This window comes from Xanthobacter pollutisoli (genome assembly GCF_040044995.1).
Classification (GTDB): domain Bacteria; phylum Pseudomonadota; class Alphaproteobacteria; order Rhizobiales; family Xanthobacteraceae; genus Xanthobacter.
Window position 1 is genome coordinate 163,827 of record NZ_JBDZDP010000008.1, and the last position, 25,293, is coordinate 189,119.

25 protein-coding genes are annotated in these 25,293 nt (G+C 70.3%); 11 read left to right on the forward strand and 14 right to left on the reverse strand.

Features of this window, described 5'->3' with window-relative positions; all coding sequences use genetic code 11:
- Positions 1 to 62 precede the first annotated feature (62 nt).
- Positions 63 to 1,076, reverse strand: a complete 1,014-nt coding sequence (locus ABLE93_RS16695) for a zinc-binding alcohol dehydrogenase family protein (protein WP_348840976.1) — start codon at positions 1,074 to 1,076, stop codon at positions 63 to 65.
- A 215-nt stretch (positions 1,077 to 1,291) separates the two neighbouring features.
- On the opposite strand from ABLE93_RS16695, the gene ABLE93_RS16700 reads away from it, so the two are divergent.
- Both ABLE93_RS16700 and ABLE93_RS16705 read left to right on the forward strand, forming a co-directional pair.
- A complete protein-coding gene (locus ABLE93_RS16700; protein WP_348840977.1) occupies positions 1,292 to 1,663 on the forward strand; it encodes a winged helix-turn-helix transcriptional regulator in 372 nt (123 codons plus the stop codon).
- 53 nt (positions 1,664 to 1,716) lie between these two features.
- Positions 1,717 to 2,706, forward strand: a complete 990-nt coding sequence (locus tag ABLE93_RS16705) for an MBL fold metallo-hydrolase (RefSeq protein WP_348840978.1) — start codon at positions 1,717 to 1,719, stop codon at positions 2,704 to 2,706.
- A gap of 427 nt (positions 2,707 to 3,133) precedes the next feature.
- On the opposite strand, the gene pap is transcribed toward ABLE93_RS16705, so the two are convergent.
- From pap to ABLE93_RS16725, 4 genes are all read right to left on the reverse strand, one after another.
- Positions 3,134 to 4,621 carry a polyphosphate:AMP phosphotransferase gene (pap, locus tag ABLE93_RS16710; protein WP_348840979.1) on the reverse strand — a complete coding sequence of 496 codons (1,488 nt, stop codon included), beginning with the start codon at positions 4,619 to 4,621 and terminating at the stop codon, positions 3,134 to 3,136.
- Positions 4,622 to 4,663: 42 nt separating this feature from the next.
- Entirely contained in the window at positions 4,664 to 5,116 is a 453-nt protein-coding gene (locus ABLE93_RS16715) for a MaoC family dehydratase (RefSeq protein WP_348840980.1), read from the reverse strand.
- Positions 5,117 to 5,249: 133 nt separating this feature from the next.
- Positions 5,250 to 6,197, reverse strand: coding sequence for a DnaJ C-terminal domain-containing protein (locus tag ABLE93_RS16720; protein WP_348840981.1), 948 nt, complete (start codon positions 6,195 to 6,197; stop codon positions 5,250 to 5,252).
- Positions 6,198 to 6,324: 127 nt separating this feature from the next.
- Positions 6,325 to 6,726, reverse strand: a complete 402-nt coding sequence (locus ABLE93_RS16725; RefSeq protein ID WP_348840982.1) for an RT0821/Lpp0805 family surface protein — start codon at positions 6,724 to 6,726, stop codon at positions 6,325 to 6,327.
- Between the two features lie 124 nt (positions 6,727 to 6,850).
- Here ABLE93_RS16725 and pdxH point away from each other — a divergent pair, with 124 nt between their 5' ends.
- Both pdxH and ABLE93_RS16735 read left to right on the forward strand, forming a co-directional pair.
- Positions 6,851 to 7,492, forward strand: a complete 642-nt coding sequence (pdxH, locus tag ABLE93_RS16730) for a pyridoxamine 5'-phosphate oxidase (protein WP_348840983.1) — start codon at positions 6,851 to 6,853, stop codon at positions 7,490 to 7,492.
- Positions 7,493 to 7,705: 213 nt separating this feature from the next.
- Positions 7,706 to 8,422, forward strand: a complete 717-nt coding sequence (locus ABLE93_RS16735; protein ID WP_510183046.1) for an SDR family NAD(P)-dependent oxidoreductase — start codon at positions 7,706 to 7,708, stop codon at positions 8,420 to 8,422.
- 12 nt (positions 8,423 to 8,434) lie between these two features.
- Here ABLE93_RS16735 and ABLE93_RS16740 read toward each other — a convergent pair whose 3' ends face one another.
- Together ABLE93_RS16740 and ABLE93_RS16745 are read right to left on the reverse strand one after the other, a co-directional pair.
- Complete coding sequence (locus ABLE93_RS16740) at positions 8,435 to 9,409, reverse strand: magnesium transporter CorA family protein (protein ID WP_348840985.1); 975 nt, start codon at positions 9,407 to 9,409, stop codon at positions 8,435 to 8,437.
- 121 nt (positions 9,410 to 9,530) lie between these two features.
- Positions 9,531 to 9,737 (reverse strand): hypothetical protein, encoded by a 207-nt coding sequence (locus tag ABLE93_RS16745; protein ID WP_348840986.1) that lies wholly within the window; start codon positions 9,735 to 9,737, stop codon positions 9,531 to 9,533.
- A gap of 316 nt (positions 9,738 to 10,053) precedes the next feature.
- Here ABLE93_RS16745 and ABLE93_RS16750 point away from each other — a divergent pair, with 316 nt between their 5' ends.
- Entirely contained in the window at positions 10,054 to 10,656 is a 603-nt protein-coding gene (locus tag ABLE93_RS16750; protein WP_348840987.1) for a L,D-transpeptidase, read from the forward strand.
- 245 nt (positions 10,657 to 10,901) lie between these two features.
- Here ABLE93_RS16750 and ABLE93_RS16755 read toward each other — a convergent pair whose 3' ends face one another.
- Positions 10,902 to 12,344 carry an extensin family protein gene (locus tag ABLE93_RS16755; RefSeq protein WP_348840988.1) on the reverse strand — a complete coding sequence of 481 codons (1,443 nt, stop codon included), beginning with the start codon at positions 12,342 to 12,344 and terminating at the stop codon, positions 10,902 to 10,904.
- Between the two features lie 324 nt (positions 12,345 to 12,668).
- On the opposite strand from ABLE93_RS16755, the gene ABLE93_RS16760 reads away from it, so the two are divergent.
- Together ABLE93_RS16760 and ABLE93_RS16765 are read left to right on the forward strand one after the other, a co-directional pair.
- Positions 12,669 to 13,406, forward strand: coding sequence for an HAD family hydrolase (locus ABLE93_RS16760; protein ID WP_348840989.1), 738 nt, complete (start codon positions 12,669 to 12,671; stop codon positions 13,404 to 13,406).
- Between the two features lie 100 nt (positions 13,407 to 13,506).
- On the forward strand, positions 13,507 to 14,217 hold the full coding sequence (locus ABLE93_RS16765; RefSeq protein WP_348840990.1) for a DUF1499 domain-containing protein: 711 nt from the start codon (positions 13,507 to 13,509) through the stop codon (positions 14,215 to 14,217).
- Between the two features lie 18 nt (positions 14,218 to 14,235).
- Here the strand turns inward: ABLE93_RS16765 and ABLE93_RS16770 are convergent, their stop codons facing one another.
- The 3 genes from ABLE93_RS16770 to ABLE93_RS16780 form a co-directional block, all read right to left on the reverse strand.
- The gene (locus ABLE93_RS16770; protein ID WP_348840991.1) at positions 14,236 to 14,937 is read right to left on the reverse strand and encodes an SOS response-associated peptidase; all 702 of its coding nucleotides are present in this window, start codon (positions 14,935 to 14,937) and stop codon (positions 14,236 to 14,238) included.
- Positions 14,938 to 14,949: 12 nt separating this feature from the next.
- Positions 14,950 to 15,864 carry an MBL fold metallo-hydrolase gene (locus ABLE93_RS16775; protein ID WP_348840992.1) on the reverse strand — a complete coding sequence of 305 codons (915 nt, stop codon included), beginning with the start codon at positions 15,862 to 15,864 and terminating at the stop codon, positions 14,950 to 14,952.
- Positions 15,865 to 16,004: 140 nt separating this feature from the next.
- Positions 16,005 to 16,712, reverse strand: coding sequence for an outer membrane protein (locus ABLE93_RS16780; RefSeq protein ID WP_348840993.1), 708 nt, complete (start codon positions 16,710 to 16,712; stop codon positions 16,005 to 16,007).
- Positions 16,713 to 17,049: 337 nt separating this feature from the next.
- On the opposite strand from ABLE93_RS16780, the gene ABLE93_RS16785 reads away from it, so the two are divergent.
- Together ABLE93_RS16785 and ABLE93_RS16790 are read left to right on the forward strand one after the other, a co-directional pair.
- Positions 17,050 to 17,370: a hypothetical protein gene (locus tag ABLE93_RS16785; RefSeq protein WP_348840994.1), complete on the forward strand. Its 321-nt coding sequence runs from the start codon at positions 17,050 to 17,052 to the stop codon at positions 17,368 to 17,370.
- A gap of 101 nt (positions 17,371 to 17,471) precedes the next feature.
- Positions 17,472 to 17,792: a hypothetical protein gene (locus ABLE93_RS16790; protein ID WP_348840995.1), complete on the forward strand. Its 321-nt coding sequence runs from the start codon at positions 17,472 to 17,474 to the stop codon at positions 17,790 to 17,792.
- A gap of 63 nt (positions 17,793 to 17,855) precedes the next feature.
- On the opposite strand, the gene ABLE93_RS16795 is transcribed toward ABLE93_RS16790, so the two are convergent.
- Positions 17,856 to 19,772, reverse strand: coding sequence for a propionyl-CoA synthetase (locus ABLE93_RS16795; protein ID WP_348840996.1), 1,917 nt, complete (start codon positions 19,770 to 19,772; stop codon positions 17,856 to 17,858).
- Positions 19,773 to 20,047: 275 nt separating this feature from the next.
- Here ABLE93_RS16795 and ABLE93_RS16800 point away from each other — a divergent pair, with 275 nt between their 5' ends.
- The gene (locus ABLE93_RS16800; RefSeq protein WP_348840997.1) at positions 20,048 to 21,592 is read left to right on the forward strand and encodes a class I adenylate-forming enzyme family protein; all 1,545 of its coding nucleotides are present in this window, start codon (positions 20,048 to 20,050) and stop codon (positions 21,590 to 21,592) included.
- Between the two features lie 67 nt (positions 21,593 to 21,659).
- Here the strand turns inward: ABLE93_RS16800 and ABLE93_RS16805 are convergent, their stop codons facing one another.
- The gene (locus ABLE93_RS16805; protein WP_348840998.1) at positions 21,660 to 23,300 is read right to left on the reverse strand and encodes a GMC family oxidoreductase; all 1,641 of its coding nucleotides are present in this window, start codon (positions 23,298 to 23,300) and stop codon (positions 21,660 to 21,662) included.
- 188 nt (positions 23,301 to 23,488) lie between these two features.
- Here ABLE93_RS16805 and ABLE93_RS16810 point away from each other — a divergent pair, with 188 nt between their 5' ends.
- Complete coding sequence (locus tag ABLE93_RS16810) at positions 23,489 to 24,382, forward strand: LysR family transcriptional regulator (protein ID WP_348840999.1); 894 nt, start codon at positions 23,489 to 23,491, stop codon at positions 24,380 to 24,382.
- On the opposite strand, the gene ABLE93_RS16815 is transcribed toward ABLE93_RS16810, so the two are convergent.
- Positions 24,369 to 25,271 carry a LysR family transcriptional regulator gene (locus tag ABLE93_RS16815; RefSeq protein ID WP_348841000.1) on the reverse strand — a complete coding sequence of 301 codons (903 nt, stop codon included), beginning with the start codon at positions 25,269 to 25,271 and terminating at the stop codon, positions 24,369 to 24,371. The genes ABLE93_RS16810 and ABLE93_RS16815 overlap by 14 nt on opposite strands.
- Positions 25,272 to 25,293: the final 22 nt, after the last annotated feature.

A 25,293-nucleotide genomic window follows, 5' to 3' on the forward strand; every position in this document is an offset into this window, starting at 1 on the left:
TGAGCACCGCCGGGCGGCCTTGAGCGCCGCCCGACTGCGCGCCATCCGCGGCGCGGCGCCCCTCACCAGCCTTCCAGCACGATCTTGCCGATGGAGCGCCCGCTCTCCAGCGCGAGATGGGCGCGCTTGAGATTCTCCGGCGTGATGGGGCCGAAATGAGCGCCGAGGGTGGTGCGCAGCAGCCCCTCGTCCACCAGACCCGCCACTTCCGAGAGGATCAGGTGCTGGGCGGCCATGTCCTCGGTCTCGAACATGGAGCGGGTGAACATGAATTCCCACGCCAGCGCGCCGCTCTTCAGCTTCAGCAGCTTCGCGTCCAGGGTCTCGGGGTCATCGATGACGCAGATGGTGCCCTGGGGCCTCAGCGCCTCCACCAGCTCGGTCCAGTGGCCGGCGGTGCCGGTGAGGCTGAAGATGAGATGGGCATCGGGAAAGCCCAGCCGCTTCAGCTCGGCGCTCAGGGGCTGGGCGTGGTCGGCCACGTGGTCGGCGCCGAGCTCCTTGACCCAGGCCGCGCTCTCGGGGCGCGAGGCGGTGCCGATGATGGTCGCCGAGGTGAGCCGCCGGGCGAGTTGCACCGCCATGGAGCCGACGCCCCCCGCCGCGCCGACGATGAGCAGCACGTCCCTGTCGTCGGCGGTGCCGCGGGCGAGCTTCAGCCGGTCGAACAGGCCTTCGTAGGCGGTGAGCGCGGTGAGCGGCAGGGCCGCCGCCTCGGCGAAGGAGAGGGTCCGCGGCTTGCGCGCGGCGATGCGCGCATCCACCAGATGCAGCTCGGCATTGGTGCCGGGGCGGGTGAGGCTGCCGGCATAATAGACCTCGTCGCCCACGGCGAAGCCAGCCGCCTCAGGCCCCACGGCCTCGACCACGCCCGCCGCATCCCAGCCGAGGATCACCGGCGCCTCGGCCGTGCCCTGCCGGCGCATGCGGACCTTCGTGTCCACCGGGTTCACCGAGATGGCCTTGATGCGGACCAGAAGGTCGCGCGGACCGGGCACGGGATCGGCCGCCTCGAAGGCGAACAGCGCGTCCGCATGGTCGGCGGGGAGGGAAGAGATGTAACCGATGGCCTTCATGGGGGGATCTCGCAGGAGGCGCGGCAGCGCGCGGGGTGGCCCTAATGTCTATCGGCGGCGCCAAGGTGCAAGACGGCACACTGCGGGAGCCAGGTATCAGCGGTGATACCGCCTTTCGGCCGCGCCCACCCGCCATATGGCGCCGGACGACCGGCCTCGCCATACTTGCCCGACGCGCGGCGCGGCCCGGCGCGCCTTCAGGAGGAGCCCGCAGCTTGGCCAAGCGCCACATCACCTATGCCGGCACCGGCTGCCCCGTGGAGGCGACGCTGGAGCTGATCGGCGCCAAATGGAAGGGCGCCACCGTCTATCACCTCCTGGGGGGCGAGCAGCGCTTCTCCGAGCTGCGCCGGCGCATGCCCAACGTCACCCAGCGCATCCTCGCCAAGGCGCTGCGCGAAATGGAGGCGGACGGCCTCATCCACCGCACCGTCTATCCTACCGTGCCGCCGCAGGTGGGCTACCGCCTCACCGACAAGGGCGAACGGCTGCGCGGCGCGGTGCTGGCGCTCGCCGATTTCGGCCGCGGCCATCTGACGGGCGAAACCTGCCCGCTGCCGGCCCAGCCGCGCGCGGCCGCCGAATAGGCAAGCCGGGCGCGCGGCTTGCGCAACGGCCGCGGCCACCAGATATACCCGCCATGCCCCGCCCCTATCATCAGGGCGCGCCCTCGGACCATTTCGACGGGACGCGCTTCTTCAATCCCGGCCATCCCTCCACCGACAAGACCCCGAAGGACCTGCTGCGCTGGCGCAGGTCGCGGGAGGTGCGGGGCGTGTGGCCGGCACAGCCGCCCCTCGCCGCGGGCACCGACACCCCGCCGGCGCAGGTCGCGGACGGCATCCGCATCACCATGGTCGGCCACGCCAGCCTGCTCATCCAGGTGGCCGGGCTCAACATCCTCACCGATCCGGTGTGGTCTGAGCGGGTGAGCCCGCTGCCCTTCCTCGGGCCGAAGCGCCACAATCCGCCCGGGATCGCCTTCGACGCGCTGCCGCGCATCGACTGGGTGCTGCTCAGCCACAATCACTACGATCATCTCGACATGGCGACCCTCGCCCGCCTCAGGCGCGCTCATGCGCCGCGGGTGCTCACGCCCCTCGGCAACGACGCGGTCATCCGCCGGCGCATCGCCGGCATGGACGTGACCACCGGCGACTGGGGCGAGCGGTTCGATCTCGGGGCGGAGGTGAGCGCGGTGCTGCATCCCGCCAACCACTGGTCCGCCCGCTGGCTCAGCGACCGCCGCTTCGCCCTGTGGGCGGGGTTCGTCCTGCTGACGCCGCAAGGGATCATCTATTTCGCCGGCGACACCGGCTACGGCAGCGGTGACATCTTCCGGGCGGTGCGCCGCGACTTCGGCGCGCCGCGGGTGGCGCTCATCCCCATCGGCGCCTACGAGCCGCGCTGGTTCATGGCGGCCCAGCACACCAACCCGGAGGAGGCGGTGCGCATTCTCGAGGATACCGGCGCCGCCCAGGGCCTCGGCATCCATTGGGGAACCTTCCGCCTCACGGACGAGGCGCAGGACGCGCCCAAGCTCGCCCTCGCCGAGGCGCTTGAGGCCTCCGCCATCCCCCCCGCCCGCTTCCTGCCGCTGCACCCCGGCGAGGTCTGGCAGGCGCGATGAGAGCATGGGCCGTCCGGTCACGCCGGAGGGCGACAGCGGGGGAGGGCGGTGGCCGGCCAAAGACCGTCATGCTCCGGCTTGACCGGAGCATCCATGCCTCCACCGAGAGCCAGCGACCTGCTGCACGATGGGCCCTCCGGTCAAGCCGGAGGGCGACGGCGAGGGAGGACTGGCGTTCGGCTTAAAGCCGTCATGCTCCGGCTTGACCGGAGCATCCATGCCGCCACCGAGAGCCGGTGCCCGGTGGCTCGATGGGCCCTCCGGTCAAGCCGGAGGGCGACGGCGGGGGAGGGCCGGCGTACGGCTTAAAGCCGTCATGCTCCGGCTTGACCGGAGCATCCATGCCACCACAGAGAGCCGGTGCCCGGCGGCGCGATGGGCCCTCCGGTCAAACCGGCTCCAGCGAGACCCCCTCTCCCACCGGGCCCTACCCCAGCGCCTTCTCCAGCCGGTCGGCGATGGTCTTCAGTACCTTCACCCTTGCGAACTGCTTGTCTTCCGCTTCCACCAGCGTCCAAGGGGCTTCGCGGGTCGAGGTGCGGTCCACCATCTCGGTGACGGCGGCTTCGTAGAGCGGCCATTTCTCGCGGTTTCGCCAGTCCTCGGGGGTGAGCTTGAAGCGCTTGTAGGCGATCGTCTCGCGCGCCTCGAAGCGGCGCGCCTGCTCCTCCTGGCTGATGGCGAGCCAGAACTTCACCACCACATAGCCGGCGGCGGTGAGCTGGGCCTCGAAATCGTTGATCTCGCCATAGGCCCGGCCCCAGTCGTCCGGGCCGCACAGGCCCTCCACCCGCTCCACCAGCACCCGTCCGTACCAGGAGCGGTCGAAGATGACCGAGCGCCCGTGCGCCGGGATGTGGCGCCAGAAGCGCCACAGATAGGGGCGCGCCCGCTCCTCGTCGGTGGGAGCGGCGATGGGGTGCACGCGGAAGCGCCGCGGATCGAGCGCACGCCGCAGCCGCATGATGGTGGAGCTCTTGCCCGCCGCGTCCGACCCCTCGAACGCCACCACCAGGCCGGATTTCGCGAACGCCTTGGAATTGGTGAGGCGGGTGATGCGGCTCTGCGCTGCGTCCAGCTGACGGTCGTAGGTCTCCTCGTCCAGCTTCTGCGTCAAATCGAGGGTGGACAGGATGGAAAAGGCCGGCAGCGCGCCGGGCACGCGGGTGGGGTTGGGCGGCAGGGGTTGCGACGCAGGTTCGGGCTCCTCCGCCAAAGCCCGCAGTTTCTCCAGCAGGAGGCTGCCCGCCATGGCGTCGCGATATTCCTCGTCGGCGGCGGGCACCACGTGCCACGGGGCGATCTCGGTGGAGGTGGCGCGGGCGGCGTCCTCGGAGACGGCGAGCAGACGCTTGCGCGGGGCGGCCCCGGCAAGCTCCTCCCACTCGCGCACCACGGGCCGCTGGTAATCCCCCTTGTCGAGGCCCTTGAGGCGGCGGCGGGCCTCTTCAGGGTCGAGATAGAGCCAGATCTTCAAGAGGCTGACGCCCTCGGCGTGCAGCATCGCCTCGAACCGCTGGATCTCCTCCAGCGCGCTCATGAAGCCGCCGCGGCCGAGCTCTCCCAGCACCCGCTTGCACACCGGCTGATGGTACCACGAGCCGAGCATGATGCCGATCTGGCCGAACGGCGGCAGCTCGCGCCAGTATTTCCACATGGCGGGGCGGTCGCCCTCGGCGCAGGGCATGTCGAAGGTGAGGGTCTGCAGCTTGCGCACGTCGAGCCAGCCGTAGAGCCGGTTCAGCACGGCGCCCTTGCCGGACCCGTCCGGCCCGTGGATGAGCACGATAAGGCTGCGGCGCTTCTGCTCGATGAGCTGGAACTGCGCGTTCAGCAGGTCCTCGCGCAGGCTGGGCTCCATCGCCTTGAAGGCGGCCTTGTCGAGATGGTGCTCGAACTTGGCGGACTCGAACATGCCGCTTTCCTCCCTTGGGACGGCGGCAGGGTGGCCGAGCCCTCAGGCGGACGCAACCTTCTGGGCGCCCGACGACGGCACCTTCACCAGCGCCTCGCCGTCCAGAACCACCTCGCCGTTCACCCGGCAGATGCAGGAGAGGCGGGCGCGGAAGCGCTCGGGGATCAGCTCCTCCACCTTCACCTCCACCTCCACCGTGTCGTCGATGCGCACCGGCGCCCGGAAGTTGAGCGTCTGGGAGATGTAGATGGCGCCCGGCCCCGGCAGGCGGGTGCCCAGCACCGCCGAGATCAGGCTCGCGGTGTAGAGACCGTGGGCGATGCGGCCGCCGAAGGGTGTCTTCGCGGCGAAGTGCTGGGAGAGATGGATGGGGTTGCGGTCGCCCGTCAGCTCGGCGAAGCCGACGATGTCGGAGGACGACACGGTCTTGGAGATGCGCTCGGCGCGGCCCACGGAGAGGTCTTCGAAATAGAGGTTCTGCAGCTCGAGGAACATGGGCGCGCATCCGCTGTGACGGTCAGGGCGCGCACAATAGAGGCAGCCTGCCCACGTGGAAAGCAGGCGTTGGGCGCAAGCGCGAGCGTAGCAGGAGGGAAGCGCAAGAGGGTGGCGGGTGGGCGCGGCGGCCTCAGGCCTCCGCATCCTTCAGCTTGCGCATGAGATCTTCCAGCGCCGCGTCCTTCTCCTTCGGCAGCACGATGTTGACCCGCGCCAACAGGTCGCCATGGCCACCGGTGGCATTGGGCAGGCCCTTGCCGCGCAGGCGGAAGGTGCGCCCGCCCGAGGTCCAGGCGGGGATCGCCAGTTCCACCGCACCGGTCAGGGTGGGCACCCGCACCTTGGCGCCGAGCACCGCGTCCGCCAGGGCCACGTCGAGGGATTGGCGCAGATCGTCCCCGTCGCGCTCGAACAGGGGATGGGCGGCATAGGAGATGGTCACATAGGCATCGCCCGCCGGCCCGCCCATGGGGCTCGGCTCGCCATGGCCCTTGAGGCGCATGCGGTGGCCTTCGCGGGTGCCGGCGGCGATCTTGATGTCGATCTGCTTGCCGTTGGGCAGGCCAACCCGCTTGGATGCGCCCTGTGTCGCCTCCTCGAAGGAGACGGGGAGGGTGATCTCCATGTCGGCGCCGGGCTGCGGAGCGAAGCCGCCGCCGGCGGAGCGCCGCTGCCGGCCGAAGCCGAAGATGTCGCCGAGGTCCTCGAACCCCGGCCCGCCGCGCGACGACGTGCGCCGCGCCCCTTCGGGCCCGAAGGAGAAGCTCTCGAAGATGGTGTCGCCGTCAAAGCCTGAGAAGCCGCCGGGGCCACGCCGCGGCCCGCCGCCGAAGCCGGAGAATTCGGGCGCGCGCGGCTTGCCCTCGGCGTCGATCTCGCCGCGGTCGAACTGGCCCCGCTTTTCCTTGTCGGACAGGATCTCGTGCGCCGTGTTGAGTTCCGCGAACCGATCCTGGGCCTTGGGATCGGACGCGTTCGCGTCGGGATGCAGCTTCTTCGCCAGCTTCCGGTAGGCGCGCTTGATCTCTGCCTCGTCGGCGGTCTTGGAAACACCGAGGACGTCGTAGGGATCACGCATGAATAGTCACCTCGCCGGCCGGCGCTCAGGCGGCCGGCCGCAGGAAACATGTGGTTCGCGGCGCGGAAAATGCAACGGCCGCGCTCCCGCGACGGCCGGCTTTTCGTGCGGCCGCGCGCCCCGCCCGTCAGGCGCGGCCGAGCACCCGCACCTGCGAGAGGGTGGTGCCGGTGCCGGCCCGGCAGGCCTCGCCCTGAATCCAGCGGTCGGTGGCCTTGGCGTCCACCAGCGAGATCATGAAGTCGCGGCAGCCGCCGGCCCGCGCCGGGCCCACCGGCGTCGCCGTGCCGCGGGCGCCGGTCTCGGGATTGTCCCAGGGAATGGAGACGTCCTTCTCGCGGGAGGCGAGCGCCTGATCGAGGGCGAGCTTGGCCGCGTCCCAGTCGCGCGCCAGCACGCCCTTGGGCGGTGCGCCCTCCGGCACCCGCAAGGCGGCGGGGGTCGGCCGGATCGAGCCGGTGACCAGCGCATCGTCGTCGGGCGCCGGCACGCTGGCGCAGCCGGCGAGCGCCAGCCCCAAGATCGCCATCCCCACGAGCGCCGCCGCCGCCGTTCGGGGAAGGCCTTCGCGCAGGCGCTCGGCGCTTCTATATAAGAGGGTACGGCGGTCCGAAGAGGCGGCGCACAAACGGCCTGGCACGAGGGGCTCCCAGATGACATCGAGCACGACCATGGAAGCCCACGACACCTTAACATCCGGTGATTTCACGCAATCTTCCGAGCCGTTCCGGCTTTTTGCCGAATGGCTGAAGGAGGCGGAGCGTTCCGAGCCCAACGATCCGAACGCCATGACCCTCGCGACCGTGGATACGGACGGCCTGCCGGACGCGCGGATGGTCCTGCTCAAGGGGCTCGATGACCGGGGCTTCGTCTTCTACACCAACACCGGCAGCGCCAAGGGGCGCGAGCTGGCGGCCGTGCCGAAGGCGGCTCTGGTCTTCCATTGGAAAAGCCTGCGCCGGCAGGTGCGGGTGCGCGGTCCGGTGGAGCGGGTGAGCGATGCGGAGGCCGACGCCTATTTCGCCACCCGTCCCCGCCTCTCCCAGATCGGCGCCTGGGCGTCCGACCAGTCCCAGCCGCTGGAGGGGCGTTTCGCGCTGGAGGCGGCGGTGGCCACGGCGACGGCGAGATATGCCCTCGGCAGCGTGCCGCGGCCGCCCCATTGGACCGGCTTCCGCATCCTGCCCGTGGCCATGGAATTCTGGCACGACCGCCCGTTCCGCCTGCACGACCGCGTGCGGTTCGAGCGCGATGCGGCGGGCGGCCCTTGGGGCAAGACCCGCCTCTATCCCTGAGCGGGACGTCGGCGCGATACGGGCGGATGGGATCATCCGCCCGCTGAACCACCCCGTCGCCAGACGGCGCTATCCGATCGGCTTGCGATCCGGCCCGCCGGCGCGGCCACCGGCCTTGACCCGGGACGCGCGGCGGTGCTGCCTGTGTCGCGCCCCGCTTTTGGCCTGGAGGGCCGGAGAATGACCGCAGATTCCGACGACAGGCCGCGCACCATGCTCCTCACCGGCGCCTCGCGCGGCATCGGCCATGCGACGGTGAAGCGCTTCTCGGCTGCGGGGTGGCGGGTCATCTCCTGCTCGCGCCATCCTTTTCCCGAGCAATGCCCGTGGGGCGCCGGGCCGGAGGACCACCTGCAGGTGGACCTCGCGAGCCCCGCCAGCACCAAGGCGGCGATCGCGGAGGTGAAGCGCCGCCTGCCTGAAGGCAAGCTCGACGCTTTGGTCAACAACGCCGCCATCTCCCCCAAGGGCGAGGGCGGCGCGCGCCTCGGCACCCTCGACACCGACCTCGAGACATGGGTGGACGTGTTTCAGGTCAACTTCTTCGCCCCCATCATCCTGGCGCGGGGGCTCGCGGCCGAGCTGGAGAGGGCGCAGGGCTCGGTGGTGAACGTCACCTCCATCGCCGGCTCGCGGGTGCACCCTTTCGCCGGGGCCGCCTATGCCACCTCCAAGGCCGCGCTTGCTGCGCTGACGCGGGAGATGGCCTCGGACTTCGGGCGCCGCGGCATTCGCGTGAACGCCATCGCGCCGGGGGAAATCGACACCGCCATCCTCTCGCCGGGCACGGAGAAGATCGTGGCGCAGATCCCCATGCAGCGCCTCGGCACCCCCGACGAGGTGGCGAAGATCGTCTACGTGCTGTGCACGGAGACCTCGTCCTACCTCAACGGCGCGGAAATCCTCATCAACGGCGGCCAGCACGTGTGAGCGCGAACGCGCCTACAGCCAGCCGCGCCACTTGAAGAAGACGTAGGGCAGGATGCCCGAGATCACCATCGCCACGAGCGCGGTGGGATAGGCATAGGTCCAGTCCAGCTCGGGCATGTGCTGGAAGTTCATGCCGTAGATGGAGGCGATCAGCGTCGGCGGCATCAGCACCACCGAGAGCACCGCGAAGATCTTGATGATGTTATTCTGCTCCAGGCTCACCATGCCGATGGTGGCGTCCAGCAGGAACTGGAGCTTGTCGCCGAGGAAGTTGGCATAGTCCGAGAGGCCGGCCACGTCGCGGCTCATGGACTTGATGGAGGCCTTCGAATCCTTGGCGATGGTGGAGCCGTTGGTCTCCGCCCCGAGGAAGGAGATGAGCCGCTGCAGCGAGGCGAGGCTCTCCCGCGCGTAGGAGACGAGGCCTTCCTTGCGGCCGATATGGGAGAGAATGGCGCGATAGCGCTGGTTGGCGTTCTCGCCGGCGGCGGAGCGGGTGAAGATGCGCTTCGAGATGCGCTCCACATCGGCGCCGATCTGCTCCAGCACGTCGGCCGAGCGGTCCACGACGGCTTCGAGCAGGTCGATGAGCACGTCCTCGCCGGTGATGGATGAGGGGCAGGACTTGCCGAGCCGGCTGGAGACGGTGGGGAAGGCGCGCGGCTCACCGTAGCGGACCGTGATGAGGCGGCTGCGCGTGAGGATGAAGGTGACGGCCAGCATCACCGGCGTCTCGGTATCGGCGCCGCACAGGATCGAGGCCGTCATGTATCGGGCCTCGTCCTCCACATAGAGGCGGCTCGACTGCTCGATCTCGCCCATCTCCTCGCGGGTGGGCACCGATATTCCCGCGAAGGCTTCCGCGCGGGCGTCGTCTGTCTCTGTGGGGGTCGCCAGGTCGATCCAGACGGCGGCCTCGGGGATCGGACCCTCCGTGACCGGGATGGCCTCGAGGCTTCCCCCGTTCATGACATAGGCGATGAGCATGGGCTGTCCTCGGATCGGCAGGCTCTTCTAGCCCGCCCGGCCCCGCAGGGAAAGCAGCCTCATACCGGACACTGCCGCCTGGCCCGGCCCCCGCGCCGGGCCCGAGGTGCGAACCCTCGCCTCACGCGGCGAGGAAGTCGATGTCCTTGAGTGTCACGATCCGGTTCGGCTCGCCGGATGCCTTCACATCCGCGGCGCGCTTCTCGCTCGCCTGATGGGCGGCAGCGGCAACCGCCGAGATGCCGATGTCGCGCCACTGCTGGCTCTGCGCGGTACGCTTCAGATCCGACTCGGCCCGGGGGCTGAGCCCTTGCTGTCCGGTAGACATGTTCAACTCCTGTGTGGTGCGCCGTTACGTAGCGGCACCTGTTCGTGACCCCACCAGAGATGGCCACCGACTGCGTCGAAACTGTGCAATCGGTGCGTCTTCTCCGAGGTCATACGGAGAGTAGGCGCCCCAAAGCTTGCAAAACTCCAAAGAGGGTGCCGAAAGGTCAATGTGTGCGGCATTTCTGCAACGCTTTCGCACAAGCAGACCTCGACGGCCGGTCGTCTCTTCAAGCGGGCCGGACATTGAGCTAATTCAGACTGAGCGGGATCGAATCCTCCTTGCACGACAAGGGGTGAAGTTTAATGAGGCGAACATGATGTGGCGGGCGTTCGGAGCACTGCTGGCGGGTCTGATGCTCAGCGGCTGCGTCTCAGGTACTTATGCGCCGGCACCCGAAGCTGCGATGACCTCGCGGGACAAGCAGCTTCTGGCAAATAAGCCGTACCCCAATGTGAAGCCCTCGGGCGAGTATGCCCGGCATATCGTTGAGTATCCGACCCGGCAGAAGCCCGGTACCATAGTCGTGGATACGCCGAACAAGTTCCTTTACTATGTGGAAGCGAACGGCAAGGCCATCCGGTACGGCGTCACCGTCGGCGAGGAGAGCCTCGCGTTCCGTGGGCAGGCGAAGGTGGGCCGCAAGGCCGAGTGGCCGAGCTGGACCCCCACCCCGGAAATCCACCAGCGCATCGCCGGCCTGCCGTCCTACGTGGCTCCCGGCCCGCACAATCCCATGGGCGCGCGGGCGCTGTACCTCTACCAGGGCAGCCGCGACACGCTGTTCCGCATCCACGGCACCAACCAGCCGGAATATATCGGCCAGGCCATCTCCTCCGGCTGCATCCGCATGCTGAACGAGGACGTGATCGACCTCTACAGCCGGGTGCCCACCGGCGCGGAAGTCGTGGTGCTCTGAGCCCGGTTTCCTCCAGTTATCGAAAGGGGCGCGGCCTGGCCGCGCCCCTTTTGCGTTGGGACCTGCATGAGAGGCCGCTCGCTTGTGGCGCCGGGCGCGCCGGCGGGATCGCGGCGGGATGCTCAGCACCTCGAGGCCGACCCATGGCGCATGCATGCCGCCATCCCGGCGCCTCCCGGACAGACGCTCCGGTCAAAGCCACCCGATCACGGCGATCTGGGTAACGGGAGCGCGGGGCCGCGCTCCTATCGCGCGGCCGGCTTGTCCGTGCCGGCGCCGTCTTTGCCCGCGCTTTCGCCGTTCGGTGTCCCTCCGGCCGGGGCCTGAGCGCTTCCAGCCTTGGGATCGGACTTGGGCTTGGCCCTCGACGCGGCAGCGGCGGGCGGCGAAGGCCTGCCGTCGGCCTTGTCGCCTGCGGACGGCTTGGCCGAACTTCTGGCGGACGGCTTTGCCTCGCTGGAGGTCGGGACATCCCGCGAAGTTCTGGCGTCGCGCGAAGACTTCGCGCCCTCTGAAGATCGGGCGCCCTCTGAAGACTTGCCGCTATCAGACGCCGTTGCGTTCCCCGATGACTTCGCGTCACCTGAAGTCTTGCTGTCTCCTGGGGATTTGGCGTCACCCGACCGCCGGCTGGCTCCGCCCGCCTTGCCGTCGGGCGAGGAGCGGGCCGCCGAAGCCTTGCCGTCCTGACCCTTGCCTCCCTCCGCCGTCCCGTCCCGCGCCTTCCGGTCGTCAGGCACCGCGTCCTTGCGCGCAGCGACGGCGGAGCCGGCGTCGAGGTTCCATTGGCACATCCGGTAGCCGCCCCGGCGCTGGGCGAGGTCCACATGGATATGGTCCTCGTGATAGCCGTCCGAGCCGGGACCGAGCACCGTGGTGAAGCGGCTGCACGCGCTCTCCCGCATGGTCGTGCGGAAAGGCTGGGGCAGGCCGCCCTTCTCCACCAGGATGGCGCGGCCGTCGACCATCTCGAACCCGCCCACGTCCACCGCATTGCCGATGCCGTGCTCGCTCATCTTAGCGCCCGCGACCCGGTTGCGGGGCCGGCAGTCATAGGACGCGGCGATGCGCACCGCGCTCATTTCCGAGCCAAGCTCGGCGACCGCGGGCGCCAGCGTCTCCCGCAGCCACGCGGTGAAGGCCACCGCCACCTCGCAGCGAAACACCGCCGCCGGCTTGAGCGCCACCATCCGCCCGCTCTCCAGCCGCACACCGGTCAGCCGCACCGGCTGGGGTAGGCCGCACGCGCCGGTGGCCGCAATGCCCGGCTCCAGGCTCGCGGCCATCACCCCCTCGCCCATGAGGGCGGCGCAGGCGGCCGGCATCTCGGCCGGCCCCGGGGCTGGCGGCGCGGTCGCGGCCGGATCGGGCCGCTCCGGCGGCGTCGGCGGGGGAGCGGCGCGCTCCACCGCCTCGGGCAGAGGGGTGCGCGCCGCGAGGCGGGGACGCGGCGCCGCGGGCTCATGGGAGGGGCGGTCCGGCGATCCTGTAGCCTCTTCCGCACGCTCCGTCTCCGGCTGGGTCGCCTCTTCGGTCTCCTCCTGCCCGTCGAGCTCGGCCGGCCGGCGCGGCGGCAACGGCGCGCTGCGCAAGGGCGCCATGCGGGTCGCGGCGAGCGCCTGCATGGCCTTCGGCTTCTGTGGCGGCAGCGGGGCGGGCGCGGCCAGCGCCGAGCCTGAGGCGAGCATCAGGGCCCAGCTCAGCAGCCTTACACCGCCCGGCAACGAGAGAAGGGGCCCCACCCCGGGGACGGCGGCAGGACCAGGGCGCCGCGGCGCGGATCGTTGCTTGGTAATCATGGGCATGATCCTAAAGCGTTTTTGGGCCGGGCGGACAGCACTTCACTCGATCCAACGCCGCGGCGGGCCATCCGGCCGCATTTGCGATTTCCGCTGCCCCCCGGAAATGCTCTAGTGAACCCGCCGCAGCCGCCGGGCCATCGGGTCCCCGGATCGGCGGGCCCGCGCGCGGCAAAGCCGCTTCGCTGCCCCTTCCTCTCCCACCGAGCCGCCATGCACGACCTCACCGCTCTGCTCTTCGACAAGGACGGCACGCTGGTGCATTTCGACCGCACCTGGGGCCGGGCGGCCGGCGCGGTCATGCGCGCCCTGGCGGGCGACGACCCCCATGGGGTGGCGCGGCTGGAGGCCGTCAGCCACTACATCGCCGAGGAGGAGCGCTTCCTGCCCTCGTCGCCCCTCGTATCGGGCTCCTCCGCCCATTACGGGCCGCTCTGGGCCCACGCCCTCGGCCGCCCCGCGGATGCAGCGTTCCTCAGTGAGATCGACCGGCTGTTTGCCGCCGAGGGCCTCATGAACCTCACCCCCATCGGCCACCCGAGGCATGCGCTGGAGCAGCTGAAATCCGCCGGCTTCCTCCTGGGGATCGTCACCAACGACGCCGAGGAGAACGCCCGCCAGCAGGCCGGCGCGCTGGGGCTGCTGCCGCTCCTCGCCGCCATCCACGGCTATGATTCCGGCTTCGGGTCCAAGCCCGGGCCGGGCATGGTCACGGCGTTCGCCGAGCGGTTCGGCCTCGCGCCGCGGACCATGGCGGTGATCGGCGACAGCGCCCACGACATGGCCGCCGCCCATGGCGCCGGGGCCCGCTTCATCCTGGTGCGCAGCGGCCCGGCGCCGGTGGACGACCTCATCGCCGGTTCCGACCTCGTGGTGGACAGCGTGGAAGACCTCCCCGCAGCCCTCGCCGGCGGGCGGGCCTCTTCCCTCACCGGGGAAAACGCGGTCTAACGGGGCAGGCGCCCGCGAGCGGTTCGAGACGATGATCAGACGGCGGCTTTATTCCGAGGAACGCTTTTCGCCGCTCGCGCGGTGGAGCTTCCGGCTAGCCTTGTTCTCCCTTCCGGTGGTGGCGCTGGCGGCGCTGCTCTATCGCGCCGGCCTGCTCGACTTCCAGCCGGCCATCGCCACCCTCGGGGCCGGGCTGGTGCTCGCGCTCGTCGCCGGCGTCCTCGGAACGGTGGCCTTCTTCGTCACCTGGGAGACGGGGTGGCTCGGCATCGGGCGCGCCATCGCCGCGGTGGCCATCGCGGTGCTGGTGCTGGCCGGGCCGGCTGCCGTGCTGGCGCGTGGGATGATGCTGCCCAAGCTCACCGACATCGCCACCGACGCTGCGGATCCGCCGCGCTTCCGGGGGCTGGCGCTCGCCCACCCGCGGGAGGCCAACTCCCTCGTCTTTGGCGGCGCCGAGGCGGCGGCAGCCCAGCGCATCGCCTATCCGGGCATCAAGCCGGTGGACCTCACCGCAACGCCGGAAGAGGCGTTCAACACGGTCCTGGCGCTGGTGCAGAAGCGCAAGTGGCGAATCCTCGATGCCGTCCCACCCCGCGGCACGCGGCGTGACGGGCAGATCGAGGCGGTGGCGGTGTCGCCCCTCATGGGCTTCCGCAGCGACGTTTCCATCCGCATCCGCCCCACGTCGAAAGGCGCGCGGGTGGATATGCGCTCGTCGGCCCGCTACGGCATCCACGATCTCGGCACCAATGCCCAGCGCATAGAGGCGCTGATGGCCGACCTCACCGCCGAGCGCCGCCGCCGCTGACCTCGGGAGCCGATCACTTCAGGCGGAAAGCTGCGCCAGCGCCGCCTCGGCCTCGGCCGGCGGCAGGGGCGCCAGGAGGTCGGCATCGTCGTTGCGCACGGCGTTGACACGGGCCGACACGGGCCGCAGCACCAGCCCGGGGAACGGCCGCATCAGGTCGCGCGGGTCCGGGGCCTCGAGGAATGCCGCAATATCCTCCTCGCCGAGAATCACCGGCATGCGCTCGTGCAGCGGCACCAGCGCCGGATCCGCCGCGCAGGTGAGGATGGTGAAGGTGCGCTGCCACAGGCCGGTGGCCGGATCCCTCCACCCCTCCCACAGGCCGGCGAAGGCCATGGGCCGCCCGTCCGCCCGTGCGATGAGGAAGGGCTGGCGGCGGCCTTCCACCGCCTTCCACTCATAAAAGAAGTCCGCCGGCACGATGCAGCGGCGGGCCTTCCAGGCGGCGCGGAAGGTCGGCTTGGACGGCGCGGTCTCGGCCCGCGCATTGATCAGCTTGGCGCCGCCCGACATGTCGGGGGCGAAGGACGGCACCAGTCCCCAGCGCATCAGGTCGAGATGACGGGCGCCGGAGTCGGGATGGCGGCGGATGACCATCAAATCCTGCGTCGGCGCCGCATTGTAGCGCGGCGGCACGTTGGGCAGTCCCGTCGCCCCGTCGATGCAGAACAGCGCGGCGACGGCGGCGGGCGGCGTCAGCTGGACGAAGCGGCCGCACACGGGACGCGCGCCTCAGGCCGCCGGGCGGAAGCGGCCGCTGATGGCCGCTGCGCCGTCGGTGACGACGCGCCCGCTCGCCACCAGATGTTCCAGATGGGCAAGCACGGTGAGGGATGCGGCGCCGACGAGGCGCGGATCGAGGCCGATATAGATGCCGCGCACCAGATCCGGCACCGTCTCCACCTCCCGGTCGAGCGCCCGCAGGATGGCCGCTTCCCGCGCCAAGCGGTGGGCGAGGTAGTCGGCGACGAAGGCCGGCGCATCCCGCACCGGGCCGCCGTGCCCCGGCAGGTAGACGGTCTCGGGCCGCGCCGCGAGGCGCTCCAGCGAATGGATGTAGTCGCCCATGGAGCCGTCGGGCGGCGCCACGATGGAGGTGGCCCAGGCCATGACATGGTCGCCGGAGAAGATCAGCCCATCCTCCGCCAAGGCGAAGGCGAAATGATTGGCGGTGTGCCCGGGCGTGGCGATGGCCGACAGGGTCCAGCCATCGCCGGCGAGTGTCTCGCCATCGGCCATGCGGATGTCGGGGCGGAAGTCGGTGTCGGCGCTCGCGTCGAGGGGATTGACCTCGCCGATGGCGAGCGGGCGGGCGGCGCGGTGTGGCCCTTCAGCCACAGTTGGGGCGCCAGTGGCCGCCTTCACCGCAGCCGCTGCGGGGGAATGATCGCGATGGGTGTGGGTGACGACGATGTGGGTGACCTCCTCCCCGCGCACGGCGTCGAGCAGCGCCGCCACGTGGGCCGGGTCGTCCGGCCCGGGGTCAAGGATGGCGACGCGGCCTTCGCCGATGATGTAGCTGCAGGTGCCGGTGAAGGTGAAGGGCGAGGGGTTCGGTGCCACGATACGGCGGACGCGGGGCGTCACCCGGTCGACGCGGCCGGCCGGCACGTCGAACTTGCGGTCGAAGGCGATGTCGTCGGTCATGGGCGCAGGTTAGACCAGCTTCGCGGGCGGTAACAACGCCTTCGCCGACCCGTTCGGAGGGGTAGGCACGGTGGCGTTCGGGCAAAGAAAAAGCCCGCTGCCAAGGCAGCGGGCTTCTTCCCGATGAAGCGAGGCTTCGATCAGAACTTGTAGTTCACACCCGCCTTGAAGGTGTGGAACTTGGAGTCGTTGCCGATCACGAGGCCGGGGGCCACGACGGTGGCTTCCACGTCGCTGTTGCCCAGGTCGACGTAGAGGTATTCGGCCTTGAACGTCCAGTTGTTGGTGATGGCGAACTCGCCGCCGGCGCCGATGGTCCAGCCCCAGGAGGTGGCGGAGTCGGAGAACAGCGGAACACCGAGGAAGCTCACGTCGGTCGCGGTCTTGCCGTACGCCACACCACCGGTGATGTAGGGCAGGAACCGGTCGATCGCGTAGCCAAGGCGGGCGCGGATCGTGCCGAAGTAGTCGATCGAGGAGCCGACGCTCAGGACCGGGAGACCGACGATCGAAGCGTCGACGGTGCCGGAGATGTCCGACCACTGCAGGTCGGTCTCGATGCCGAGCACGACGTTGTTGGCGAACTGATAGTTGTAGCCGATCTGGCCGCCGACGAAGAAGCCGGACGAGGTGATGCTGGCAGAGGCGAGAGCGGGGCCGCCGAGGAAGTTGGCGTCGTAGGTGAACTTGTCACCGCCGTAGCCGACGTTGGCGCCGATGTAGAAACCGGTCCAGGAGAACACCGGAACCGCAACAGCCTTGACAGGATACTTCGTCGCCAGGTCAGCAGCCGCGGCCGGAGCCGAGAGCGCCGCCAGCGCGACAGTGGCGAGAAGGAACCGCTTCATGACCAACCCCCTTGCTTGGGTAACTTAACGCGATGGGCGAATTCGTTCGAAACGCAGACGCCAGGTACGAGTCGTTCGTCCAGTGGGTTCTATCTAGCAGGGGTCACGTCCGAATGCCGTAACATTCTTGCCACACTTACCCCAAATCGCCACAACCAATGGCCCATTTCCCAGCATGCTACCGCCACATAGCCGGTTTTTCGGGCGGGACCCGCCAGGCGCCGCGTCCAGCGGTGCCGGAGAGGTAAATACGACGTTAAAACAAGGCTCTTCAGCTGCCGTTCAGCCGCCGGGGCGCAGCGTGTCAAGCGGGGGATTCGTCCCCGAGGAGGGTGAAATGCAACTTTACCGATTCCCGCGCCGCGCCGCCCCGGCCGCGCTCGCCCTCGCGCTGGTCACCGCATCCACCGGAGCGGCCTCGGCGCGCCCCGACAGCCTCGCCATGACGTGCCGTCAGACCGCGAGCCTGGTGGCGCAGCAAGGCGGCGTCGTCATCGGCACCGGGCCCAACATCTACGACCGCTACGTGAGCTCGCTGGCGTTCTGCTCCGGGGCGGAGCAGCTGAAGCCCGAATGGGTGAAGACGAGGGACAATCCCCAGTGCTTCATCGGCTACACCTGCTTCGTGCCGACGCGGGACAATTTCGGCGAGCGATGACGCCGGCGGTCCAAAGGCGCCCCTTGCACCTGCCCGGCGCGGACCCCAGCTCAACCCCGCGGGGCATGCGCGCCGGAGCGCACACGAAGAGGAACTTCAGAATGCCGAGGATTTTCACGGCTTCCGCCCCAGCCTTTGCAGCAGCGGTGCTCGCCGGGCTGCTCTGCACCAGCGGCGCCGCCGTGGCGCAGACCTCCAGCCTGTCGCTCACCTGCGCCGAGGCGGCGGGCCTCATCCAGGCGCGGGGGGTGGCGGTGCTCGCCACCTCGCGCACGCTCTACGACCGCTACGTCCGCGACCGCAGGTTCTGCTACTACGAGCAGGACACCAAGCCGGAATGGGTGCCTACGCGGGACAACCCGCAGTGCTTCATCGGCTACACCTGCTTCGACCCCTCGCGCGGCGGCGGCCGCGTCCCCTGAGGCCCTGAAACGCAGAAGGCCGGGCGCGGGCCCGGCCTTCTCTTCATCGTTCATGACGTAGCGTCAGGCGATGCCGCGTTCCTTCAGCACGTCCTCGATCTCCTCCAGCACCACCGGGTCGTCGATGGTGGCCGGGATGGTCCAGGGATCGTGATCGGCGATCTTCTTCATGGTGCCGCGCAAGATCTTGCCCGAGCGTGTCTTGGGCAGGCGATTGACCGTCACCGCCAGCTTGAAGGCGGCCACGGGCCCGATGCGGTCGCGCACCAGCCCCACCAATTCCTTCTCGATCACGTCGGGCGCGCGGCGCTCGCCGGCCTTCAGCACCACGAAGCCGCAGGGCACCTCGCCCTTCAGCTGGTCCTTGACGCCGATGACGGCGCATTCCGCCACGTCCGGGTGGGAGGCCAGGACTTCCTCCATGCCGCCGGTGGAGAGGCGGTGGCCGGCCACGTTGATGATGTCGTCGGTGCGGCCCATGACGAAGACATAGCCGTCATCGTCGAGAAAGCCGGCGTCGGCGGTCTTGTAGTAGCCGGGGAACTCGGCGAGGTAGCTCTCCGCGAAGCGCTCGTCCTGCTGCCACAGGGTGGGCAGGCAGCCCGGAGGCAGGGGCAGCTTGACCACGATGGAGCCCATGGTGCCCGCCGCCACCGGGCGGGCCGCCTCGTCGACGATCTGCACGTCATAACCGGGCATGGGCACCGTGGGCGAGCCGAGCTTCACCGGCAGGAGGCCGAGCCCCACCGGATTGGCGGCGATGGCCCAGCCGGTCTCGGTCTGCCACCAATGGTCCACCACCGGAACCTTCAGCTGCTGCTGCGCCCACACCACCGTGTCGGGGTCGGCCCGCTCGCCGGCCAGGAACAGGGTGCGGAAGCGCGAGAGGTCGCGGCCCTGCTTCAGGGTGCCCTCGGGGTCCTCCTTCTTGATGGCGCGCAGGGCGGTGGGGGCGGTGAACAGCGCCACCACCTTGTGCTCCTCGATGACGCGCCAGAAGGCGCCCGCATCGGGCGTGCCCACCGGCTTCCCCTCATAGACGAGGGTGGTCGCGCCGCGGATCAGCGGGGCGTAGACGATGTAGGAATGCCCCACCACCCAGCCGATGTCCGAGGCTGTCCAGAACACCTCGCCGGGCGCGATGCCGTAGAGGTTCTTCATGCTCCAGTCGAGCGCCACCATGTAGCCGCCGGTGTCGCGCACGACGCCCTTGGGCTTCCCCGTGGTGCCGGAGGTGTAGAGGATGTAGAGCGGATCGGTGGCGAGAACGTCCACGCACTCGGCCGTCTTGCCCGCCGCCACGGCGTCGTCCACCGCCTGCGCCCAGTCGCGGTCGCGGCCCTCCACGAGGGCACCGGGCCCCTCGGGCCGCTGCAGCACGAGGCAGGCTTCGGGCTTCACCGCCGACATGGAGATGGCGAGATCGAGCAAAGGCTTGTAGGGCACCACCCGGTTCGGCTCCACGCCGCAGGAGGCGGCGAGGATGACCTTGGGCTCGGCGTCCTCGATGCGGGTCGCCAGCTCCTTCGCCGCGAAGCCGCCGAACACCACGGAATGGATGGCGCCGATGCGGGCGCACGCCAGCATGGCGCAGATCGCCTCCGGCACCATGGGCATGTAGATGAGAACGCGGTCGCCCTTGGCGACGCCCATGTCCCGGAGCACGGCGGCCAGCGTCGCCGTCTCCTTCAGCATCTGGGCATAGGTCAGGGTGCGCTTGGCGCCGGTGACGGGGCTGTCATAGATCAGCGCCGCCTGATCGCCCCGGCCCGACGCCACGTGGCGGTCGAGGGCGTTGTGGCAGATGTTGCCGACCGCGTCGGGAAACCAGCGGCCATAGACGCCGGCCTCGGCATCGAAGACCTTTGTGGGCGCCTTCGACCAGTCCAGCCCGCCGGCGGCCTCCCCCCAGAAGGCGGACGGGTCGGCTCTCCAGCTGGCATAGGCCTGCGCATAGCGGCTCTTGCCCCCATCGGACATGGACGTCTCCCTCATGGCTTTTCTTGGCTTCGGTGTGCCGGGAGCCAATTTACGGCGCAAGCTCGCACATTTGCGTAAGACATTTGTCGGGCGCGGGCCGGGTGTCGGGTCGGGCCGGCATCCGGCGGGCAGGGTCGCCGCGCGGCGCGCCAAGGTCCAGTCAAGTCGGCGCGACGGCGCGGCCGCATGTGCGATGCGCCCCCGGCTTCGGACGGCGCTGACGGCGCCATCGGAAGCACTGGCGCGCATGGGTCCGCGCGGGCCATGATCGCGCCATGAGCGACGCCCCATCCGACCGCCTTGTCCCCGCGCCGCGGCCCTTCAATCTTGCCCGCTATTGCCTCACGGCGGCCGCTGCCGATCCCGCCAAGCCGGCGCTGCTCGTGGCCGAGGGGCCGGCGGGGCGGATCGTCGAGACCTGGAGCTACGGCGCGCTGCGCGAGGCGGTGCTGCGGGTCGCCGGCGGGCTTGCCGCCTTTGGCCTGCCGCCGGGCGCGCGGGTGCTGCTGCGGGTGGGGAACACCTCGCAGTTTCCGCTGATGTTCTTCGGCGCCATCGCCGCCGGCCTCGCCCCGATCCCTACCTCCACCATGCTCACCGCCCGCGAGGTGGAGATGATCCTCGACGATTCGGGGGCGGCGCTGGTGGTCGGTGACGGCTCCGGCGTCATGCCCGCGGCACGGGACGGCGTGGAGGCGATCGACGCGGCGGGCATGGAGCGGCTCGCCGCGGCCTCGGCCGCCGACTTCGCCGAGACGACGGCGGATGATCTCGCCTTCCTCGTCTACACCTCGGGCACCAGCGGGCGGCCCAAGGGCGTCGCCCACGCCCAGCGGGCGGCGCTCGGCCGGCGCCCCATGCGGGACGGCTGGCACGATCTGACCGGGGAGGACCTGCTGTTCCACGCCGGGGCGTTCAACTGGACCTACACGCTCGGGGTCGGCCTCATGGACCCGTGGGCGGCGGGCGCCACCAGCATCGTGCATCTGGGCGAGCGGCCGCCGGAGGCGTGGCCGAACCTTCTGGAGGCATCGGGCGCCACGGTGTTCGCGGCGGTGCCCGGCCTCTACCGGCGCATCCTGAAGTACGGCCGCGTGACTCAGGACCGCTTCCCCGCCTTGCGCCACGGCCTCACCGCCGGCGAGGCGCTGAAGGCGGCGCTTCACGCCGAATGGGTGGAGGCCACCGGCCGGCCGCTCTACGAGGCGTTGGGAATGAGCGAGATCTCCACCTACGTCTCCTCCAGCCCGCGCGTGCCGACGCGCCCGGGCAGCCCCGGCAAGCCGCAGGCGGGCCGGCGCGTGGCGGTGCTGCCGCCGGAAGCCGGCGTGCCCGATGCCGAATGGCCCCTGCCGACGGGGGAGACCGGCGTTCTCGCCGTGCATCGCTCCGATCCCGGCCTGATGCTGGGCTATTGGGGCCTGCCGGCGGAGACCAAGGCGGCGCAGCGTGGCGACTGGTTCGTCACCGGCGACCTCGCCCGCTTCGATGCGGACGGCTATCTCTGGTACGAAGGCCGGGCCGACGACCAGATGAACGCGTTCGGCTATCGCGTGGCGCCGGAAGAGGTGGAACGCGCGCTTGCCGCCCATCCGGACGTCGCCGAGGTGGCGGTGGCGGAGACGCAATCGGGCGAGGTCTCGGTCGTGACCGCCTTCGTGGTGATGCAGGCCGGGGCCCTGGCGGACGCGGCGGCGCTCGCGGCTTTCGCCGCCGCGCATCTCGCCGAATACAAGCGGCCCCGCGCCTATGTCTTCCTGGACGAACTGCCCCGCACCGGCTCCGGCAAGATCATGCGCCGCGCCCTGCGGCAGGCGTAGGGCGCGCATCGCGCCGGGCCGACATCGCCCGGGCCTGTCCGGGAGATGAGGGGAAGCGACGCGCCCCTCAGGCCGCTGCCGAAGTGGCTCCGGCCCGTGCGTCCTCGATCGCGAGGCGGGCGCCCTTTTCCGCGATCATCGCCGTGGGCGTATTTGTGTTGCCCGAGGTGATGGTGGGCATGACGGAGGCGTCGATCACGCGCAGGCCGCCGAGGCCGATGAAGCGCAGGCGCTCGTCCACCACCGCCATGGGATCGTCCACGCGGCCCATCTTCGCCGTGCCGACGGGGTGGAAGATGGTGGTGCCGATGTCGCCCGCCGCCTTGGCGAGCGATGCGTCGTCGTCGCCCACGGACGGGCCGGGCAGATATTCCTCCGGCCGGTAGGGGGCGAGCGCCTTCTGGCGCATCAGGCGGCGGGTGACGCGGATGGCGTCGGCCGCCACCTGCCGGTCCTCCTCGGTGGTGAGGTAATGCGGCGCGATCTGCGGCGCGGCCTCGGGGTCGGCACCGGTGATGCGCACGATGCCCCGCGAGGTCGGGCGCAGGTTGCAGGCCGCCACGGTGATGGCCGGGAAGCGGTGCAGCGGCTCGCCGAACTTGTCGAGCGAGAGCGGCTGCACATGGAACTGGATGTTGGCCCGCTCCTGGTGCGGATCGGACCGGGTGAAGATGCCGAGCTGGGAGGGCGCCATGGTGAGCGGGCCGCGCCGGCGCAGGGCATAGTCCACCCCCATCAGGGCGCGGCGGGGCAGGGAATAGTAGGTTTCGTTCAGGGTGCGGATGCCGGCGACCTTGTAGATGGCGCGCAGCTGGAGGTGGTCCTGCAGGTTCCGACCCACCCCCTGCCGGTCCAGCACTGTCGCGACCCCGCGCTCGGCGAGCCAGTCGCCGGGGCCGACGCCGGAGCGGTGGAGGATCTGAACCGAGCCGATGGAGCCGGCGGTGAGGATCACCTCGCCGCGGGTGCGCGCCTCGATCCAGCGCCCGTTCTGGCGGTAGCGCACGCCCACGGCGCGGCCGTTCTCGATGAGGAGGCGGTCCGCCAAAACGTCCGTCTCCAGCCTGAGGTTCGGGCGGGAGAGGGCGGGTTTGAGGAAGCCGCGGGCGGACGACCAGCGGCGGCCGGCTTTCTGGTTCACGTGGAAATAGCCGACGCCCTCGTTGTCGCCGGTGTTGAAGTCCGGCACCCGGCGGATGCCCAGTTCGCCGGCGGCGTCGGCCACCGCGTTGAGCACGTCCCAGGCGATGCGCGGCGCCTCGATGCGCCAGCCGCCGCCCGCCCCGTGGAGGTCGCTCGCGCCGAGGAAATGGTCTTCCAGCGCCTTGAAGGCCGGCAGCACGTCGTCCCAGCCCCAGCCGGCCAGACCCAGCTGGCGCCAGTGGTCATAGTCCGCCGCCTGCCCGCGCATGGAGATCATGGCGTTGATGGCGGAGCAGCCGCCGATGACCTTGCCGCGGGGATAGTTGAGCGCGCGGCCGTTCAGGCCCGGCTCGGGATCGGTCTTGAACATCCAGTCGGCGCGCGGATTGCCGATGGCGAAGAGATAGCCGACGGGGATGTGGAACCAGATCCAGTTGTCCCGCCCGCCCGCTTCCAGCAGCAGCACGCGGTTGCGCGGGTCCGCCGACAGGCGGTTGGCGACGATGCAGCCGGCCGTGCCGGCGCCGACGACGATGTAGTCGTAATCCCCTTCGAGCCGCTCCATCGCTTCCTCCCTCACGCGCGCGACCGGGCCGGAATGCGACCGGCGGATCGCCCGCGTGCTCAGTGTGGCCGTTCGGCCTGTTGTGCGGTCATCCCAGCTTGGATTTCTGCATGCAAGGACGATAATCTCCGATCTGTCCTGCAAATTTGCAGGAATGCCCTCAGCGCGATCAGGGACATCGCTTTGCCATGGATTGGGACGACCTGCGCATCTTCCTCCAGCTGGCGCGCACCGGGCGCATGGCGGGCGCCGGGCGCGCTCTGGGGCTGGACGATACCACGGTGGGCCGGCGCGTCGCGCGGCTGGAGCGGGAGGTGGGCGCCCCCCTCGTGACCCGTGCCGGGCGGCGCACCCTCATCACCGAAGAGGGGCAGAAGCTGGCGCAGGCGGCGGAGGAGATGGAATCCCTCGTGCTGCGCAAGATCACCGGCCTCGGCGAGGGCGAGCGCCAGCCCACCGGGCGGGTGCGCGTGGGCGCGCCGGAGGGGCTGGGGGTGGGCTATCTGGCGGCGCGGCTCGCCGCGCTCTCCGCCGACAATCCGAGGCTGGAGACGGAGCTGGTGGCCCTGCCGCGCTCCTATTCGCTGGCGAGCCGGGAGGTGGACATTGCCATCACGCTGGATCGGCCCATCGCCGGGCAGGTGCGGGTGCGGAAGCTCACCGACTATTCCCTGATGCTCTATGGCACCGAAGCCTATTTCAGCCGGCGCGGCCGGCCGCAGGCGGTGGACGCGCTGAGGGACCACGTGCTGGCCGGCTATATTCCCGAGCTCCTCTTCACCCGGGCCCTCGATTTCTCCCAGCTCGGGCCGGGGGTGGAGCTGAAGCCGGTGATCCGTTCCACCAGCGTCATCGCCCAGGTGAATGCGGTGCTGAGCGGGGCGGCGCTGGGCGTGCTCCCCGCCTTCCTCGCCGCGTCGCAGGACACGCTAGTGGCGCTGCTGGAGGAGGACGTGCGCCTGACCCGCAGCTATTGGCTGTCCGTGCACGACGATCTCAGCCATCTCGCCCGCGTGCGGGCGGTGCTCGATGCCATCACCGCCGCCGTGCGGGCGGACCGTGGCCGGTTCATTCGCAGATGAAGCGGGCGCGCTCCTCGCGGAAGCGGCGGGCGAGGAAGGCGCGGACGGTGGCGATGCGGCGTACCTCCACCGTGTCGGGATGGGCGAGCAGGAAATAGCTCCGCCGGAAGGCGATGCGCGGCAGGATGCGCACCAGCGCATCCCCATAATAAGCGGCGGCGAAATCGTGCAGGACGCCGATGCCGGCGCCCGCGCGCACCGCTTCCATCTGGCCGGTGACGCTGGCGCAGCGGAAGGGCTGGCCGCCGTGCTTCTCCAGCACGCCGGAATAATCCAGCGCCGAGGCATAGGCGAGGTCTTCCACCCCCGTCACCACCCGCCGGCCGGCAAGGTCCGCCGCGCTCTCCGGCGCGCCATGGGCGGCGATGTAGCTCGCCGCGGCATAGGCCCCCAGCGTGTAATCGGTGAGGCGCGCCACGGTGAGCCGGCCTTCGGTGGGCCGGTCGAGCACGATGGCGAGGTCCGCCTCGCGCCGGGAGAGGGAGAAGGTGCGCGGCAGCGGCACCAGCTCCACCACCAGATGGGGATGGAGCAGGGCGAGGCGCCCCAGCTCCGCGGCGAGGAAATAGTTACCGAGCCCGTCCGGCGCGCCGATGCGCACGGTGCCGGACACCTCCGCTTCTTCCTTTCGGAAGCGCTCGGCGATGCCCAGCATCTCCGCCTCCACCCGCTCCGCCGCCGGCAGCAGCCGCTCGCCCGCCTGGGTGAGGACGCAGCCGGTGGGACGGCGGTCGAACAGGGGACTGCCGAGGGAGGCCTCCAACGCGTCGAGCCGGCGGGCGATGGTGGCGTGGTTGAGGGAGAGCTGCCGCGCCGCCGCCAGCAGCTGGCCATGGCGGGCCACGGCGAGGAAGACGCGCAGGTGATCCCAATCGAGGGCGAGGTCCACGAGCTATAATTTCCGCACAACA